The sequence below is a fragment of the Sphingomonas sp. SP5 genome (assembly GCF_058313455.1).
Genome location: NZ_JBZFLF010000004.1, coordinates 323,631 through 339,693, shown reverse-complemented (window position 1 = coordinate 339,693; position 16,063 = coordinate 323,631). Strand labels below are relative to the sequence as shown.

17 protein-coding genes are annotated in these 16,063 nt (G+C 67.6%); 7 read left to right on the top strand and 10 right to left on the bottom strand.

Annotated elements, in window-relative coordinates; all coding sequences use genetic code 11:
* Nucleotides 1-108 precede the first annotated feature (108 nt).
* Nucleotides 109-1,056: a ribose-phosphate pyrophosphokinase gene (locus AC4GY7_RS12490; protein ID WP_491114535.1), complete on the top strand. Its 948-nt coding sequence runs from the start codon at nucleotides 109-111 to the stop codon at nucleotides 1,054-1,056.
* Between the two features lie 305 nt (nucleotides 1,057-1,361).
* Here AC4GY7_RS12490 and AC4GY7_RS12485 read toward each other — a convergent pair whose 3' ends face one another.
* Both AC4GY7_RS12485 and AC4GY7_RS12480 read right to left on the bottom strand, forming a co-directional pair.
* The gene (locus AC4GY7_RS12485) at nucleotides 1,362-1,697 is read right to left on the bottom strand and encodes a PilZ domain-containing protein (RefSeq protein ID WP_443583530.1); all 336 of its coding nucleotides are present in this window, start codon (nucleotides 1,695-1,697) and stop codon (nucleotides 1,362-1,364) included.
* Between the two features lie 25 nt (nucleotides 1,698-1,722).
* A complete protein-coding gene (locus AC4GY7_RS12480; RefSeq protein WP_491114531.1) occupies nucleotides 1,723-2,196 on the bottom strand; it encodes a sterol desaturase family protein in 474 nt (157 codons plus the stop codon).
* Between the two features lie 178 nt (nucleotides 2,197-2,374).
* On the opposite strand from AC4GY7_RS12480, the gene sucC reads away from it, so the two are divergent.
* From sucC to AC4GY7_RS12465, 3 genes are all read left to right on the top strand, one after another.
* Complete coding sequence (gene sucC / locus AC4GY7_RS12475) at nucleotides 2,375-3,574, top strand: ADP-forming succinate--CoA ligase subunit beta (RefSeq protein ID WP_491114528.1); 1,200 nt, start codon at nucleotides 2,375-2,377, stop codon at nucleotides 3,572-3,574.
* Nucleotides 3,575-3,932: 358 nt separating this feature from the next.
* Nucleotides 3,933-4,679 carry an electron transfer flavoprotein subunit beta/FixA family protein gene (locus AC4GY7_RS12470; protein WP_443583527.1) on the top strand — a complete coding sequence of 249 codons (747 nt, stop codon included), beginning with the start codon at nucleotides 3,933-3,935 and terminating at the stop codon, nucleotides 4,677-4,679.
* Nucleotides 4,676-5,605 carry an electron transfer flavoprotein subunit alpha/FixB family protein gene (locus AC4GY7_RS12465; RefSeq protein WP_491114525.1) on the top strand — a complete coding sequence of 310 codons (930 nt, stop codon included), beginning with the start codon at nucleotides 4,676-4,678 and terminating at the stop codon, nucleotides 5,603-5,605. The genes AC4GY7_RS12470 and AC4GY7_RS12465 overlap by 4 nt, the downstream gene beginning before the upstream one ends.
* Nucleotides 5,606-5,667: 62 nt before the next feature.
* Here the strand turns inward: AC4GY7_RS12465 and AC4GY7_RS12460 are convergent, their stop codons facing one another.
* On the bottom strand, nucleotides 5,668-6,612 hold the full coding sequence (locus AC4GY7_RS12460; RefSeq protein ID WP_491114522.1) for an acyl-CoA desaturase: 945 nt from the start codon (nucleotides 6,610-6,612) through the stop codon (nucleotides 5,668-5,670).
* 82 nt (nucleotides 6,613-6,694) lie between these two features.
* Between AC4GY7_RS12460 and AC4GY7_RS12455 the strand changes: the two genes are divergently transcribed.
* Nucleotides 6,695-7,006, top strand: coding sequence for a metalloregulator ArsR/SmtB family transcription factor (locus AC4GY7_RS12455; protein WP_443583524.1), 312 nt, complete (start codon nucleotides 6,695-6,697; stop codon nucleotides 7,004-7,006).
* Nucleotides 7,003-7,281, top strand: coding sequence for an acylphosphatase (locus AC4GY7_RS12450; protein ID WP_491114519.1), 279 nt, complete (start codon nucleotides 7,003-7,005; stop codon nucleotides 7,279-7,281). The genes AC4GY7_RS12455 and AC4GY7_RS12450 overlap by 4 nt, the downstream gene beginning before the upstream one ends.
* A gap of 92 nt (nucleotides 7,282-7,373) precedes the next feature.
* Here AC4GY7_RS12450 and AC4GY7_RS12445 read toward each other — a convergent pair whose 3' ends face one another.
* Genes AC4GY7_RS12445 through epsC form a run of 3 tightly spaced genes read right to left on the bottom strand, consistent with a single transcriptional unit; the run spans nucleotide 7,374 to nucleotide 9,360 of the window.
* On the bottom strand, nucleotides 7,374-7,619 hold the full coding sequence (locus AC4GY7_RS12445) for a hypothetical protein (RefSeq protein WP_491114517.1): 246 nt from the start codon (nucleotides 7,617-7,619) through the stop codon (nucleotides 7,374-7,376).
* Nucleotides 7,616-8,401, bottom strand: coding sequence for a gamma-glutamyl-gamma-aminobutyrate hydrolase family protein (locus AC4GY7_RS12440; protein ID WP_491114514.1), 786 nt, complete (start codon nucleotides 8,399-8,401; stop codon nucleotides 7,616-7,618). Before AC4GY7_RS12440 ends, AC4GY7_RS12445 begins: the two co-directional genes overlap by 4 nt.
* Nucleotides 8,401-9,360: a serine O-acetyltransferase EpsC gene (gene epsC, locus AC4GY7_RS12435; RefSeq protein ID WP_491114511.1), complete on the bottom strand. Its 960-nt coding sequence runs from the start codon at nucleotides 9,358-9,360 to the stop codon at nucleotides 8,401-8,403. Before epsC ends, AC4GY7_RS12440 begins: the two co-directional genes overlap by 1 nt.
* A 166-nt stretch (nucleotides 9,361-9,526) precedes the next feature.
* On the opposite strand from epsC, the gene AC4GY7_RS12430 reads away from it, so the two are divergent.
* Nucleotides 9,527-10,765, top strand: a complete 1,239-nt coding sequence (locus tag AC4GY7_RS12430; RefSeq protein ID WP_491114509.1) for a dipeptidase — start codon at nucleotides 9,527-9,529, stop codon at nucleotides 10,763-10,765.
* Here AC4GY7_RS12430 and AC4GY7_RS12425 read toward each other — a convergent pair.
* From AC4GY7_RS12425 to AC4GY7_RS12410, 4 genes are all read right to left on the bottom strand, one after another.
* Entirely contained in the window at nucleotides 10,762-11,988 is a 1,227-nt protein-coding gene (locus AC4GY7_RS12425) for an MFS transporter (RefSeq protein ID WP_491114506.1), read from the bottom strand. The genes AC4GY7_RS12430 and AC4GY7_RS12425 overlap by 4 nt on opposite strands.
* The gene (gene nhaA, locus AC4GY7_RS12420) at nucleotides 11,978-13,174 is read right to left on the bottom strand and encodes a Na+/H+ antiporter NhaA (protein WP_491114503.1); all 1,197 of its coding nucleotides are present in this window, start codon (nucleotides 13,172-13,174) and stop codon (nucleotides 11,978-11,980) included. The genes AC4GY7_RS12425 and nhaA overlap by 11 nt, the downstream gene beginning before the upstream one ends.
* Entirely contained in the window at nucleotides 13,171-14,385 is a 1,215-nt protein-coding gene (locus AC4GY7_RS12415) for an MFS transporter (RefSeq protein ID WP_491114501.1), read from the bottom strand. Before AC4GY7_RS12415 ends, nhaA begins: the two co-directional genes overlap by 4 nt.
* Nucleotides 14,386-14,480: 95 nt before the next feature.
* Nucleotides 14,481-16,061, bottom strand: a complete 1,581-nt coding sequence (locus AC4GY7_RS12410) for a lysine--tRNA ligase (RefSeq protein WP_491114498.1) — start codon at nucleotides 16,059-16,061, stop codon at nucleotides 14,481-14,483.
* Between the last annotated feature and the right edge of the window lie 2 nt (nucleotides 16,062-16,063).

Sequence of the window (16,063 nt, the reverse complement as noted above, 5' to 3'; positions counted from 1 at the left end):
CCTGCGCCTAGTCAGTCGGGCAGGGGCGAACAAGCGAGCTTTCCGTTTCGTGATGGTGGCTCTAAGGCGCGACCGCGAGAACAGCATCGATGGGGCGGGGAGCCACGCATGAAACTGATGACCGGCAATTCGAACCTTCCCTTGGCGAAGGCGATCGCGGCCTATCTGGAATTGCCGCTGACCGATGCGTTGGTGCGCCGCTTCGCCGACGAGGAGATCTTCGTCGAGATCCAGGAAAACGTGCGCGGCGAGGACGTGTTCGTGATCCAGTCGACCGGCTTTCCCGCCAATGACAATCTGATGGAATTGCTCATCATCATCGATGCGCTGAAGCGCGCGTCGGCGAAGCGGATCACCGCGGTGATCCCTTACATGGGCTATGCCCGCCAGGACAGGAAGCCGGGGCCGCGCACGCCGATCTCGGCAAAGCTCGTCGCCAACCTCATCACCGTCGCCGGCGCCGACCGCGTGCTGTCGGTCGACCTGCATGCCGGGCAGATCCAGGGCTTCTTCGATATCCCGACCGACAATCTCTACGCCGCACCGGTGATGAGCGCGGACATCAGCGCCCGATTCAAGGGCAAGAACCTGATGGTCGTCTCGCCCGACGTCGGCGGCGTGGTGCGCGCGCGCCAGCTCGCCAAGCGGCTCGACAATGCGCCGCTCGCGATCGTCGACAAGCGCCGCGAACGTGCCGGCGAATCGGAGGTGATGAACATCATCGGCGACGTCGAGGGCCGCTTCTGCATCCTGATCGACGACATCGTCGACTCGGCCGGCACCCTGTGCAACGCGGCGGCGGCACTGCGCGAGGCGGGGGCGGAGGATGTCGTCGCTTATGTGACGCACGGCGTGCTGTCGGGCGGCGCGGTGGCGCGGGTCGAAGGCTCGGCGCTACGCGAGCTGGTCATCACCGATTCGATCGGCAACCACGAATCGATCGTGCCCAAGAACGGAGGGGCGGGCCGCATCCGCCACCTGCCGATCGCGCCGCTGCTCGGCGAGGCGATCAAGCGGATCGCGGATGAAACGAGCGTGAGTAGCTTGTTCGATTGACCGCAGGCGCGGCTACGCCCGCGCCGATGCGCGGCACGCGCAGCGGTCAATCCGGCCAGCGGGCGCGCGCCGGCGCGACCCGACTGACGACGGCTTTGCCGGCGTCCTTTTCGGAGGACATTAGGGCTGATCGACATCCAAGATGAGGGATCCCCTTCATCCTCCCCCTGGCGGGGGAGGATCAAAGGTCGATTGGTCCTAGCAGCGACGACGGCAAAGCCGCCGTCGGACGGGCTCGGTTGCACCGACCCGCCGGCCGGTCGCAAGGTTGCGCGTGCCGCGCACCGGCGCGGGCGTTGCCGCGCCTACCTTTGCGACAGCGCCACGATGTGATCGAACACCGCCGGGTGCAACGGTTTCGCGAAGGCGCAGCCATATTTGAACTTGTCGCGCCACGCGACCACCGCCTCCAGTCCGGCGAGCCCCGGCAGGGTCAGCCACACCACCGTGCCCGGCCATAACGTGAAGCTCGTTTCGGCGCGGAAGCCGGAGAGTGACAGGTCGGTCACCTCGATCTCGAAGCGCGTCTGGCCACGATCGCGCAGGTGCGCGCGCATCTTGACCGCCTTGCGCAGCGCCTGACGCGACTCGTCCGTCGGATCGACGGGTTCGAAGGGCGGCGTGAAGATCGGCTGTTCCATGGCAGCGTGCCTGCCATGTCAGTGGTTACTTTTCTGCCAACGACGTCTCGGCCGCCGCGGGCGCACGTACCCCCTGCCGGCCGCGACGCTTCAATTCCGCCTTTAATCCCTCGGGATGCGGCGCGACCAGGAAGCCGAAGCTGACGTTGCCCTCCCGCGTCTCGACGACGTGATGCAGCCGATGCGCCTGGACGATGCGCTTCATATAGGCGGACTTGGGCAGGTAGCGCGTCGCGATCCGCTGGTGGACGATGATGTCGTGGAAGCCGAAATAGACTGCGCCATAGGCGGCGATCCCCGCGCCGATCCAAGCCCAGCCCGGCCACCAGCCGAGTTGCAGGGCGTCCAGCAGCAGCACGAACGAGGGCACCGCGAAGATCGCGGCATACAAGTCGTTGAGTTCCCAGTTGCCGTGCCGCTGACGGTGGTGGCTGGCGTGCAGGAACCAGCCGGGTCCGTGCATGATCCAGCGGTGCGCGGCATAGGCCAATCCCTTCATGCCGACCACTGTCAGGAGAAACAGAAGGATGCCGAGCGCCAGGACATGCGTGCTCCGTCTAATGCGATGCGTTTGCAATAACGAATGGGGCCCCTTCACGATCCGGGGTGGATTCGCCGGTCGGCCTGTGCGAAAGGCTGCTCCAATCTCCTCTTACCAGCATCATGCGAGGCAGGCCATGAACATCCACGAATATCAAGCCAAGGAACTGCTGGCGAAGTTCGGCGTGCCCGTTCCCGCCGGTTTCGCCGCGCTCAGCGTCGAAGAGGCCGTCGAGGCATCGAAGAAGCTTCCCGGACCGCTCTACGTCGTAAAGGCGCAGATCCACGCCGGCGGCCGCGGCAAGGGCAAGTTCAAGGAACTCGGCCCCGACGCCAAGGGCGGCGTCCGCCTTGCCAAGACCGCCGATGAAGTGCGCGCGCATGCGGCCGACATGCTCGGCAACACGCTGGTGACCATCCAGACCGGCGATGCCGGCAAGCAGGTCAACCGCCTCTACATCACCGACGGCGTCGACATCGCGAAGGAATTCTACCTCGCGCTGCTCGTCAACCGTGCGACCGGCCGCGTCTCGATGGTCGCCTCGACCGAGGGCGGCATGGACATCGAAACCGTTGCGCACGACACGCCGGAAAAGATCCACTCGATCGACATCGACACCGCGACCGGCTTCATGCCGCATCACGGCCGTGCCGTTGCCGCGGCGCTGGAGCTGACCGGTGATCTCGCCAAGCAGGCGGCCAGCGTCGCGTCCAAGCTGTACGACGCCTTCCTCGGCACCGACGCCGAGCAGATCGAGATCAACCCGCTCGCCGTCACCGACGGCGGCAAGCTGGTCGTCCTCGACGCCAAGGTCGGCTTCGACGGCAACGCCATGTTCCGTCACAAGGACCTGATGGAGCTGCGCGACACCACCGAAGAGGACGCGATGGAGCTGGAGGCGTCGAAGTACGACCTCGCCTACATCAAGCTCGACGGCGACATCGGCTGCATGGTCAACGGCGCGGGCCTTGCCATGGCGACGATGGACATCATCAAGCTCAACGGCATGTTCCCGGCCAACTTCCTCGACGTCGGCGGCGGCGCCAACAAGGAGAAGGTGACGGCCGCATTCAAGATCATCCTGGCCGACCCCGCGGTGAAGGGCATCCTGGTCAACATCTTCGGCGGCATCATGAAGTGCGACATCATCGCCGAGGGCATCGTCGCTGCCGCCAAGGAGGTGAACCTGTCGGTGCCGTTGGTCGTCCGTCTGGAAGGTACCAACGTGCAGGCCGGGAAGGACATCCTGGCCAATTCCGGCCTCGCGATCGTTCCTGCCAACGACCTGGGCGATGCCGCGAAGAAGATCGTCGCCGAGGTGCAGAAGGCGGCGTGATCCGAAAGGCGGGGCGCTTCCACCAGCGCCCCGTCACCCCGGACTCGTTCCGGGGTCCACGCGTCCGCAGGCGGACCGCCATGAGCCTCTGGACCTGCGCTCGCTGTGCAGTGGACTCCGGAACACGTCCGGAGTGACGAACGGCTCGAGGCATTGGTGTGGCAAACCCGCCGACGAATCTCGTAAATTTCTTCAGGCTCGGGCATCATGTCCGGGCCTGATTCGTTTCAAAGGCTGGCATGCCGCTACGGCAAGCGGGCCAAACCGTACCGGACTTGCGAAAGACACGGGAAACAGCCATCTCATCCGCCGATACGACGCCGAAAAAAGCGTCGGAGGCGCAATCGGAAGGAAGCCAATGAAGGTGCTGGTGCCGGTCAAGCGCGTGCTTGACTATAACGTGAAGCCCCGGGTGAAGGCGGACGGGTCGGGTGTCGACCTGGCCAACGTCAAGATGAGCATGAACCCGTTCGACGAGATCGCCGTCGAGGAAGCCATCCGCTTGAAGGACAAGGGCGTCACCGAAATCGTCGTCGTCTCGATCGGCGAGCCGAAGGCGCAGGAGACGATCCGCACCGCGCTCGCGATGGGGGCGGACCGCGGCATCCTGGTGACCAGTGACACCAAGGTCGAACCGCTCGGCGTCGCCAAGATCCTCGCCAAGATCGTCGAGGAGGAGCAGCCGAGCCTCGTCATCCTCGGCAAGCAGGCGATCGACGACGACAACAACCAGACCGGCCAGATGCTCGCCGGTCTGCTCGGCTGGGGCCAGGGGACGTTCGCCTCGAAGGTCGAACTCACGGCAAGCGACGTCACCGTGACGCGCGAGGTCGATGGCGGTCTCGAAACGGACAAATTCCCGCTGCCCGCGATCGTCACCACCGACCTGCGCCTCAACGAGCCGCGCTATGCCTCGCTGCCCAACATCATGAAGGCGAAGTCGAAGCCCTTGGCGCAGAAGACCGCTGCCGATTACGGCGTCGACGTGACGCCGCGGATCACGACGCTGAAGGTCGTCGAGCCGGGCAAGCGGCAGGCGGGCGTCAAGGTCGCCGATGTCGACGAACTCGTGATGAAGCTGCATGCGATGGGGATTGCCAAGTGAAGACGCTCGTCTGGGTCGAGCACGATGGCTCGACGGTCAAGGATGCCACGCTCGCTGCGGTGACTGCCGCATCGAAGTTGGGTGAGGTCCACCTCCTCGTCGCCGGACAGGGCGTCGACGGCGTCGCGCAAGCCGCGGCGCAGATCGCCGGCGTCGGCAAGGTGCACGTCGCCGACGATGCGGCCTATGCCCATGCGCTCGCCGAGAACGTCGCGCCGCTGGTGGTGCAGCTGATGGACACGCACGACGCCTTCGTCGCGCCGTCGACCACCACGGGCAAGAACGTCGCGCCGCGCGTCGCCGCTCTGCTCGACGTCATGCAGATCAGCGATATCTTGTCGGTGGAGAGCGAGCATACCTTCACCCGGCCGATCTATGCCGGCAACGCGATCGCGACGGTGCAGACGTCGGATGCCAAGAAGGTCATCACCGTGCGCGGCACCGCCTTCGAGAAGGCGGCAACCGAGGGGGGCTCGGGCACGGTCGAAGCGATCACGCCGGCCGGTGACAAGGGCGTGTCTACCTACGTCGGCGCCGAGATCGCCGAGAATGCGCGACCCGAACTCACCAGCGCCAAGATCATCGTGTCGGGCGGTCGCGCGCTGCAGAACGGCGAAAACTTCACCAAGCTGATCGAGCCGCTGGCCGACAAGCTCGGCGCCGGCGTCGGTGCCAGCCGCGCGGCGGTGGATGCGGGCTTCGTGCCCAACGACTATCAGGTCGGTCAGACCGGCAAGATCGTCGCACCGGAAGTCTATATCGCGGTCGGTATCTCGGGTGCGATCCAGCACCTTGCCGGCATGAAGGATTCCAAGGTGATCGTCGCGATCAACAAGGACGAGGACGCGCCGATCTTCCAGGTCGCCGACATCGGCCTGGTCGGCGACCTGTTCAAGGTGGTGCCGGAGCTGACCGAAAAGCTCTGACGGCGGACGGTGCCAGCGCATAGCGCGCAGCACGGCCAGCGGCGCTCCGGCGCCGTCTGACGCTACGCGACGCGGGATCCACTCCCGCGTCGCTTGCCAACCGCAGGTGGACTCACCCGCCGCAGTCCCGCGCGAGGCTCGAGCATCGCCGGTTCCTGCAATTCCCAGACAAGCCCCAGCCTGCGCAGCATCAGCAAGGTCGACCAGCCTGGATCGATCTGACCTGGCTCGATCCCTAACCTGGCCGATTCGGGCCAGGCATGATGGTTGCCGTGCCACGCCTCGCCGAAGGTGATGAACGCCGCAGCGGGCAAATCGTGACCCTGCACAGCCGTTCCATCGACCTGCCACCCTTGCGGACCGCCGCGATGGGTGATGTGACCTACAAGCCAATGTCCCGTCACGCCGACGGCGACGCGAACCGGCACACCCCAAATCAGCCACGGCAAGCCGCCGACCCAAAGAAAGAGCAGGGCCCAGGGCAGCTGCTGCGCCATCCATGTCTGCTCTAGGAAACGCAGCGTCCGATCGTTGCTCAACCGCTCCTCCAGCATGAACCGGGGCGGATGCGCGAGTTCGAGCCGGCAGTGCATCTGCCACCATGCATCACGCATCAGCGTCGTGCGATGCGCATGCAGGTCATGGCATTGCGCCTGCCGCTGCGCCCAGTCGCGCGTATCGTGCAGGCGCACCATACCGAGCGGCCCTGCCATGCCGACCAAGGTTCCGAGATAGGCAAGCAGACGCTCGAACCCGTGCGACGCCTTCAGGCTGCGGTGGATGAGCAGGCGATGCAGGCCGATCGAATGTCCCAGGCACAAGGTGATCGCCGAAGTCGTCAGCCACAGCAGGACCGCGCCAGGCGTAACGTATAAAGGCGCGAGGATCAGCGCGGCAGCGGTCATGCCGATCATCCAGAGCGAGCGCGCCGGCGCCCACCGAACGGTGCCGTCGAGCGCGTTGCTGTCGGGCAGTGCAACCATGCGGGCAGTGGACACGCACGTCATAAAGGCTCCTTAGGCAATTAGGAATATGCCTAACTACATAAGGAGATTTGTCAATGCTTAGCTCATCGCCTAAATGCCTGGCATGCAGCGCGTCTTCGAAGCCCTCTCGTCGTCTGTCCGACGGCAAATTCTGGCGTACTTAGCCCATACCGAACTCAGCGCGGGCGACATCGCCGCGCGTTTCGCCATGTCCAAGCCATCGATTTCGCAGCATCTGTCGGTGCTGGAGGCGGCGGGGCTGGTGACGAGCGAGAAGCGTGGGCAGTATGTCTTCTACGCGTTAGTGCCTGAAAGCCTCGCCAATACGCTCAACGGCTTCGTGCAGGAGGTATGCCCGGTATCGCGGCCGTTGAAGCGGGAAAGCGCCGTACTCGCGAACAAGAAGCGGCCGTGATCCGTCGCCGCCTGATCGTCACCGGCCGGGTACAGGGCGTGTTCTATCGCGCGTGGTTCGTCGGCCGGGCGCAGGCGCTGGGACTCGATGGCTGGGTGCGCAATCGCACGGATGGCAGCGTCGAGGCGGTGGTGCAGGGGCCGGGCGAGGCGATCGAGGCTATCGTCGCGCAGGCCCGGGCAGGGTCGCCCGCTTCGCATGTCACGGGCGTGACTGTGCACGACGATGTGGCGCATGACACCTCGCGGGGGTTCGAAGCCCGACCGACGGTGTGACACGCACAAAAAGACGGCCCGACACCAGCAATGTCGGACCGCCAGTCTACGCCTAGGGAGCTTACCTGGCGTGTTCGTGGAGAAGCGAAGTCTTAGAGCGCGTTGCCGTCGGTCGGCGTCAGCGCATTGTCGCCGAGCGCTGTGCTGCCGTTGTCGACCGCCAGATCGCTGCCGTTCGCTTCGAATGCGTCGCTGTTGCCGAGGCTGGCGTCGCCTTCCTCGTTGAGCGTCAGCGTGTCGGTGGCGGCTGCGTTGTTGCCGGTATCGGCCTTTGGGCCGCAGGCGGCGAGGCTCAGGGCGGCGAGGGCAAGCGCCGGCGCCAGGATTGCAGTCTTCATTCAGTCCTCCGTGTTGAAACGCTATGGCTGCCGCTGCCGCCGCGCAGGCCGGCACCGATCAGCGAAAAGAAGGCGCGGCTGGCGGGCGCAGTGCCGGCGTCCCATTCAGGATGCCATTGCACGCCGAGCACGTCGGCGCCGCAGGGGCGGGCCGACACCGCCTCCACCAGCCCGTCGTCGGGATCGATCTCCTCCACCGCGAGGCCGCCGCCGAGCCGGTCGATCCCCTGCTGGTGCACCGAATTGACGCGTACGCGGCGGGCTCCGGTCGCATCGGCGAGCCGGCCGCAGGCGCTCAGTTCGACGTCGTGGCCGTGGTGAAAAAGCGATTCGTAATCGTCATGCCCTTCGCCGCGATGATGGCGCGCGGCATCGGCCGCGGGCGCCAGTGTGCCGCCGAACAGCACGTTGATCTCCTGCAAACCGCGGCAGATGCCGAATACCGGCTTGCCCGCCTCGATCATCCGGCCGGCGAGCACGAGCGCGACCTCGTCGCGCCCCTCGTCCACCGTCTGGCCGGCGGGCAGCGGCGCCGCGCCGTAGCGCCATGGCGCAACGTGACTGCGCGAGCCGGTGAGCAGCAGCCCATCGAGGATCGCCGACAGCGTTCCCACATCGGCAGTGTCGGGCATCGCCGGCACCAGCAGCACCGTCGCGCCGGCAAGATGGGTCAGCGGCGCGACGAAGCGGCTGGCGACAACCTGGATCGGACGATCCGCCACCTCGTTGCAGCACAGGACGCCGATCACCGGCCGGCGCGCAGGGTCGATGCGGCGCGCCATCACACCACCGCCGCGACGAGCGTGTCGCGCAGGGCGTGGGCGGCGGAGGGAGCGAGCAGGTCGGCCTCCGGCTGCACCACGACGCCGCCGGGCGGCACGTCGCCGAGCAACCAGACGTTGCCGCCGATCGTCGCACCATCGCCGATCGTCACCGGGCCAAGGATCGTCGCGCCGGCGTAGATGACGACGTCGTCGCCGACGATCGGGTGGCGGGCATAGCGTGTCCGCGGTGACCGTTGTGCCGCACCGAGCGGGCTGCGCGCGCCGAGCGTGACATGCTGGTAGAGGCGCACGCCGCTGCCGACGATCGCGGTTTCGCCGATCACGACGCCGGTGCCGTGATCGATGAAGAAGCGCTCGCCGATCGTCGCGCCCGGGTGGATGTCGATGCCGGTGCGCTCGTTGGCGAGTTCGGAGATCATGCGCGCGACGATCGGCGCGCCGAGGCCGTGCAACTGGTGCGCGATGCGATGGTGCAGGCTGGCGATCGCGCCGGGGTAGCAGACCAGGATCTCGTCGGTGCTGCCCGCGGCGGGATCGCCGAGGAACGCCGCCTCGACGTCGCTGTCGACTAACCGGCGGATATCGCCAAGCGTCCCGGCGAACAGGCGGACGATCGTCGCCGCCTGTTCGGGATCGAAAGCGGCGCGCGCCTCCGCCTGCCAATAGCCGAGCTCATGGTCGATCTCGCGCTCCAACTCGGTGAAGGCCGCGGCAAGCTTGGCGGCGACGAAGCGGTCTTCATCGGCAGCCGTGACCCGCTGGAGCCCCAGCCGACGCGGATAGAGCGCTTCCGCGAGCAGCTCGACGATCCGCTCCACGGCACCGCGCGACGGGAAGACTGCTGCGCTGCGTGCCGGCTGCTGCCGCTCGCGCCACGCCTGTCGAGCGCCACGTAGCGCGTCGACCGCCTGACCGAGCGTCGCGCCGCCATCGGGCCTGGGTGCGGACGACGCCATGGCGGTCAGCGCCGGTCGGCCGGGTTTGCGAGAGCGAATGCGCGGGTCATGCCAGTCCTCCAGATGCGTGAAGGATATCCCATCAGCTTAGTGGGAATAGAAAGAAAAGCTATCCGCCCGCCAAGACCGGCTGGCCCCTGAGCGGGGAAGCTGCTTGATTGCCGCGATGTTGCTTCTCGCTCTCGTCGCCGCGCAAATGTCCTCAGCGGCCGTCCCGTCCGATGCCGCCATCGCCGCGCGGGTCGATCGGGTGCTGACGGCGATGCCGGTGATCGATGGCCACAACGATCTCGCCTGGGAATTGCGCGAGGGGCAGGGCGGCGTCGTCGAGGCGACCGACCTATCCCGCGACACCGCGACGCTGCCGCATCCGCTGCAAACTGACATCCCGCGGCTGCGCCGCGGCCATGTCGGCGCGCAATTCTGGTCGGTGTGGATCCCCGCGGACACGATCGGGCCGCGCAATGTCGAGATGACGTTGGAAGAGATCGATATCGTCCGCCGCTTCGTCGCCGCGCATCCCAGGGATCTGGCGATGGCGACGACCGCCGCCGACGTGCGGCGGATCGAGAAGAGCGGCCGGATCGCTTCGCTGATCGGGGTCGAGGGCGGCCACCAGATCGATGGGCGCCTGTCGGTGCTGCGCCAGTACAAGGCGCTGGGCGTCGGCTATATGACGCTGACCCACGGCAAGAGCCTGGAGTGGGCGGACAGTTCCACCGACGCGCCGCGCGCCGGTGGCCTCAACGCATTCGGGCGGCAGGTGGTGGCCGAGATGAACCGCATCGGCATGATCGTCGACGTCAGCCATGTCGCCGACACGACCATGCGCGATGCGCTGGCGGTATCGGTGGCGCCGGTGATCGCCTCGCATTCCGGCGCGCGGGCGGTGACGGTTGCGCCGCGCAACATCCCCGACGACCTGCTCGGCGCGATCGGCGCCAAGGGGGGCGTGGTGATGGTCAACGTCTATCCGGCGTTCGTGTCGGACGCATGGCGCGCCTGGGACGCGGCGCGCACCGCCTACGCCAAGTCGGTCGGCGTGCCGGCCAACGTCTATGGCGGACGCGCGCCAGCACCGCTGGTCGCATGGGATGCGGCGCACCCCGAGCCGGCGGTCGGGGTGAAGGACGTGGCGGATCACGTCGAGCATATCGCCAGAATGGCGGGACACGATCACGTCGGGCTGGGCGGCGATTACGACGGGATCAACGGCACCGCGCCGCGGGGCATGACCGGCGTCGATGGCTATCCGGCGCTGTTCGCCGAACTGGTGCGGCGCGGCTGGAGCGATGCCGACATGGCGAAGCTGGCCGGTGGCAACATCCTGCGGGTGATGGAGGCGGTGGAGGCGGTATCGCGGCGGCTGGCAGGCCAGCCGCCGGTGGACGCAACCGCGCGCTAGGCCTCGACCGGCGCGGCGTCCGCCCCTTCCGGCAGGGGCAAGGGCGGAATGCGGGCGAGCAGCAGGCCGATGACGAGAGCGATGCCACCCAGGATCGCGCAGAACGCCGCGACGCCCGGCCAGCCGGCGTGCGTCCAGGCGAAGCCGCCCGCGGAGCCGAGCACGCTTGACCCCATGTAATAGAAGAACAGGTAGAGCGCCGCGCCCTGGCCGCGGTTGCCGAGCGCGCGGCGGCCGACCCAGGCGCTGGCGATCGAATGCGCACCGAAGAAGCCGACCGTCACCAGCGCGATGCCCAGGATGACCATCACGAGCGCCTGCGCGGCGGTGGCGGCGATGCCGGCGATCAGCAGCACGATCGGCAGCCAGAAGACGCGCCGTCGCCCGACCCGGCCTGCGAAGGACCCGAACAGCGCCGAACTGGCCGAACCGAGGATGTAGAGCAGGAACACCGCGCCGACCGCCGTCTGGCTGAGGCCATAGGGCGGGGCGAGCAGGCGGAAGCCTGCGTAATTGTAGATGGTGACGAACACGCCCATCAGCAGGAACGCTTCGGCATACAGCAGGGGCAGTGCCTCGTCGCGGAGCAAGGCCGCCGCGCCGTGGAGCGGATTGGCGCCGACGCCGGGCGTGAAGCCGTGCGACGGAGGCGCGAGGCGGCGGAAGGCTTCGGCCATCGCCACCCCGGCAAGGCCGACGCAGCCCAGCGCCCAGCGCCAGCCACCGACATCGGCGACCAGACTGGCGATCAGCCGCCCACCCATGCCGCCGATCGCGCTACCGGCGATATAGAGGCCCATGGCGGCACCGACCGAGGCGGCGTCCACTTCCTCCGCGACATAGGCCATCGCCACCGCAGGCACGCCGGCAAGCGCGATGCCGGTAAGCAGGCGCAGCACGAGCAGCATATGCCACCCCGACACGGCCGCCGCGGCGAGCGTCAGCGTACCGGCGGCGAACATCGCCCAGACCATCAGCGGCCGCCGTCCGAGTCGGTCGGACAGGATGCCGGCGAACAGGATGCCGATCGCCAGCGGGCCGGTGGCGAGCGACACCGCCAGCGATGCCCCCTCCGCCGTGAGGCCGTAATCATGGGCGAACAGCGGCAGCAGCGGCTGCACGGCATAGAGCAGCGAAAAGGTCGAAAAGCCCGCGAACAGCATCGCCAGCGTCAACCGACGATAGGCGGGTGTCCCCTGCCGCAGGGCGGCGTCAGCGGGCATGGCGCCGCCCGCAGGCGATCAGCACCGCCGCACCGGCGAGGGCGGAGGCGATCGATCCCGCCAGCACGCCCAGCTTCACCTGTTCGAGCCGGGCCGGGTCGGCAAAGGCCAGGCCGCCGATGAACAGGCTCATCGTGAAGCCGATCCCCGCGACAAGCGCCATGCCATAGAGCTGGCCCCAGGCGACCCCTTCCGGGCGGCGCGCGATGCCCAGCCGGTCCGCGCCCCAGATCGCGCCGAAAATCCCCGCCTGCTTGCCGAGGAAGAGGCCAAGCGCGACGCCCAGGACCAGCGGTTCGGCAAAGGTGGCGAGCGAAGTGCCCGCCAACGAGACGCCGGCATTGGCGAAACCGAACAGCGGCACGATGGCGAAGGCGACCCAGGGATGCAGCGCATGTTCCAGCCGGTGGAGCGGCGAATGCGCGTCGTCGGGTGCGCCCGGCGACAGCCGGATCGGGATCAACGCCGCTGTGACGACGCCGGCGATCGTCGCATGCACGCCCGATTGCAGCACGAACAGCCACAGCGCCGCGCCGGTCAGCAGATAGGGCCACAGGCGCATCACGCCGCGACGGTTCAGCACGTACAGCACGACGACCGCGAGCGCGGCGCCGGCGAGTGCGGCGACGCGGATCGATTCGGTATAGGCGATGGCGATGATCGCGACCGCGCCCATGTCGTCGACGATGGCAACGGTGGTGAGCAGCAGCTTCAGTGCGGGCGGCACGCGACTGCCGAGCAGGGCGAGCACGCCGATCGCAAAGGCGATGTCGGTCGCGGCGGGGATCGCCCAGCCGGGCTGCAGCACCGGTTCCGCCCCGGCAACCGCCAGAAAGACGAGTGCGGGCGCCGCCATGCCCGCCGCCGCGGCGATGAAGGGCAGGCGGCGGCGATCCGCGCTCGCCAGCCGACCGTCGACGAACTCGCGCTTGATCTCGAGCCCGACGAGCAGGAAGAACAGCGCCATCAGTCCGTCGTTGATCCACAGGTGCAGCGTCATCGGCCCCAGCGCGGGGGCCAGGACGGGGCCGGTGCGCAGGTGCAGCAGGGCTTCGTAGCCATGCGCCGTCGCCGGCCAGTTGGCGACGATGATCGCGATCAGCGCGGCGGCGATCAGCACGATGCCGCCGGCCGCCTCGCTGTGGAGAAAGTTGCGCAATGCGCTGTGCTGGCCGCGTCTGGTCATCGGCTCGTGCGTAGCGGTTCGCGCGCGTGCGACAAGCCGAAGCCGCCGCGCTCCACCGCCAGCGACACCGCCCAGATCGCGAAGCCGCCGAGCGCCAGGCCGCAGCCGACGATACCGGTGGATGTCCAGCCGAGCCCGCCTGCGATGGCGAGGCCGCCCAGCCAGGGACCGAGCGCATTGGCGGTGTTGAACGCCGAATGGTTGAGCGCGGCGGCGAGCGCCTGGGCATCGCCGGCGACGTCCATCAGCCGCGTCTGGAGGATGGTGCCGAGCGCGCCGCCGAGGCCGATGGCGAACACGTCCAGCGTCATCGTCGCGACATGCCCGGCAGCAAGCGGATAGAGCGCCAGCGCCGCCGCCGACCACAGCAGCAGCACGCCCGCAGTCGGCATCAGCGCGCGGTCGGCGAAGCGCGGCACGACGAGGTTGCCGATCGTCATGCCCAGTCCGAACACCGCGAGCATCGCTGGCACCATGCGGGGGGAAAGGCCGGTGACGTCGGTCAGGGTCGCGGCGAGGTAGGTGTAGACCGCGAACATGCCGCCAAAGCCGATCGCGCCGGTGGCGAGCGTCAGCCACACCTGCTTGCGCCGTAGCGCGCCCAGCTCGCGCAACGGACTGGCATCGCGATCCGGCGCGTCGACGGGCGCGAGCAAGGCGACCAGCGTGGCGGTGGTCAGCGCCAGCACCGCCACCAGCGCGAACACCCAGCGCCAATTGGCGACCTGTCCCAGCAGCGTCGCGAACGGTACGCCGACGATCGTCGCGACGGTCAGCCCGAGCATCACGCGGCCGACCGCTTGCGTGCGTTTGCTCTCCGGCACCAGCGAGGCAGCGACCAGCGAGGCGATACCGAAATAGGCGCCATGCGGCAGGCCGGCGAGGAAGCGAAAGGCGAGCATCCAGCCATAAGAGGGCGCCAGCGCCGACAGCGTATTGCCGATCGCGAACAAGGCCATCAGCACGATCAGCAGCGTGCGCCGCGCCATCTTGGCGGACAGCACCGCGATCGTCGGTGCGCCGACCACCACGCCCAGCGCATAGGCGCTGATGACGTGCCCCGCGGTCGGCGCATCGACGCCGAGCCCGCGCGCCAGGTCGGGCTCCAGGCTCATGGCGGCGAATTCGGTGGTGCCGATCGCGAACCCGCCCACCGCCAGCGCGAGGTGGACGAGGCCGGGATGCGCCTCGGCGGTCTGTCGTAACGTCATGATGGATGCCCTAACCGGCCTTGCTGCATTGCAGCAAGATCAATGGTTCGGGCAAGGGGGAGTACCCAATGTTCTCCCCGTTGGTCGGGGAGGCGTTAAGCCACCTTTTCCAGCGCCTCGGCGATCAATCGGCGGCTGTTGTCCACGCCATATAGGGCGATGAAGCTTCCCATGCGCGGGCCCTGCTCGGACCCGAGCAGCGTCTCGTACAGGGCCTTGAACCAGTCGCGCAGTGACTCGAATCCCGCGGTTTTGCCGATTTCGTAGACCACGTTCTGGATATCCTCCGCACTCGCCTCCCCGGGCAATGCAGCGAGGTCGGCGTCCAGGCGGCGCAGCGCCTCGACCTCGACGCCCTCCGGCGCACGGCGCTTCAGCGTCGGCGCGACGAAATCGCGCGCATAGGCCAGCGCATAGCCGATCAGCCGGTCGAGCTCGGGATCACGCTCCGCATTCGCCTCGGGCACGTAGTTGCGCAGATAACCCCAGACCTGTTCCTTGCTCGCTTCCCCCATCACGCCGACGAGGTTGAGCAGCAGGCCGAACGTGACCGGCAGCGTTGCCGTCGGCACCTTGCCGTCATGGATGTGGTGGACGGGATTGCCGAGCCGCTGCGCCACTTCCTGCGTCGGGTAGTTGCCGCGGAACTGCCAGTAATCGTCGACCGCGCGCGGGATGACGCCGAAATGCAGCGCCTTCGCCTTCTTGGGCTCGCGATAGGCGAAGAAGGCGAGGCTTTCCTCGGGGCCATAGGTCAGCCACTGGTCGAGGCTGAGGCCGTTGCCCTTGGACTTGGAGATCTTCTCGCCCTTTTCGTCGAGGAACATCTCGTAGTTGAAGCCCTCCGGCGGGCGGCCGCCGAGCACGCGCGCGATCTTCGAGCTTTGCGTCACCGAATCGATCAGGTCCTTGCCCGCCATCTCGTAATCGACGCCAAGCGCGACCCAGCGCATCGCCCAGTCGACCTTCCACTGCAGCTTCGACTGGCCGCCGAGCGCGGACTGGACGATCCGTTCGCCGCTCGCGTCGGTGAAGGCGATCGTGCCCGCCTCCGCATCGATCACTTCGACCGGCACCTGCAGCACGACGCCGCTGGCCGGGCTGACCGGCAGCACCGGGGAATAGGTCTCGCGTCGCTCCGCCCGCAGCGTCGGCAGCATCACGTCCAGGATGCCCTGGTAATGGCGCAGCACACCCTTGATCGCATCGTCGAACCGGCCGCCCTCGTAATATTCGGTGGAGGAGGCGAACTCGTAGTCGAAGCCGAAGCGATCGAGGAATTGCCGCAGCATGGCGTTGTTGTGCGCGGCGAAACTGTCGAACTTGCCGAACGGATCGGGGATGCGGGTCAGCGGCTTGCCCAGGTGTTCACGCAGCATGTCGCCGTTGGGGACATTATCCGGCACCTTGCGCAGACCATCCATGTCGTCGCTGAACGCGATCAGCCGGGTCGGCTGGTCCGACAGCGCGTGGAAGGCGTTGCGCACCATCGTCGTGCGTAGCACTTCGTTGAACGTGCCGATATGCGGCAGGCCCGACGGCCCGTAGCCGGTTTCGAACAGGATCGGCGCACCGCCGGGCTTGCCGTCCGGATAGCGCTTGAGCAGCTTGCGCGCCTCCTCATAGGGCCAGGCCTTGGAATCGAGGGCGGCGGAGCGCAGGTCGGTGTCAGTCATAG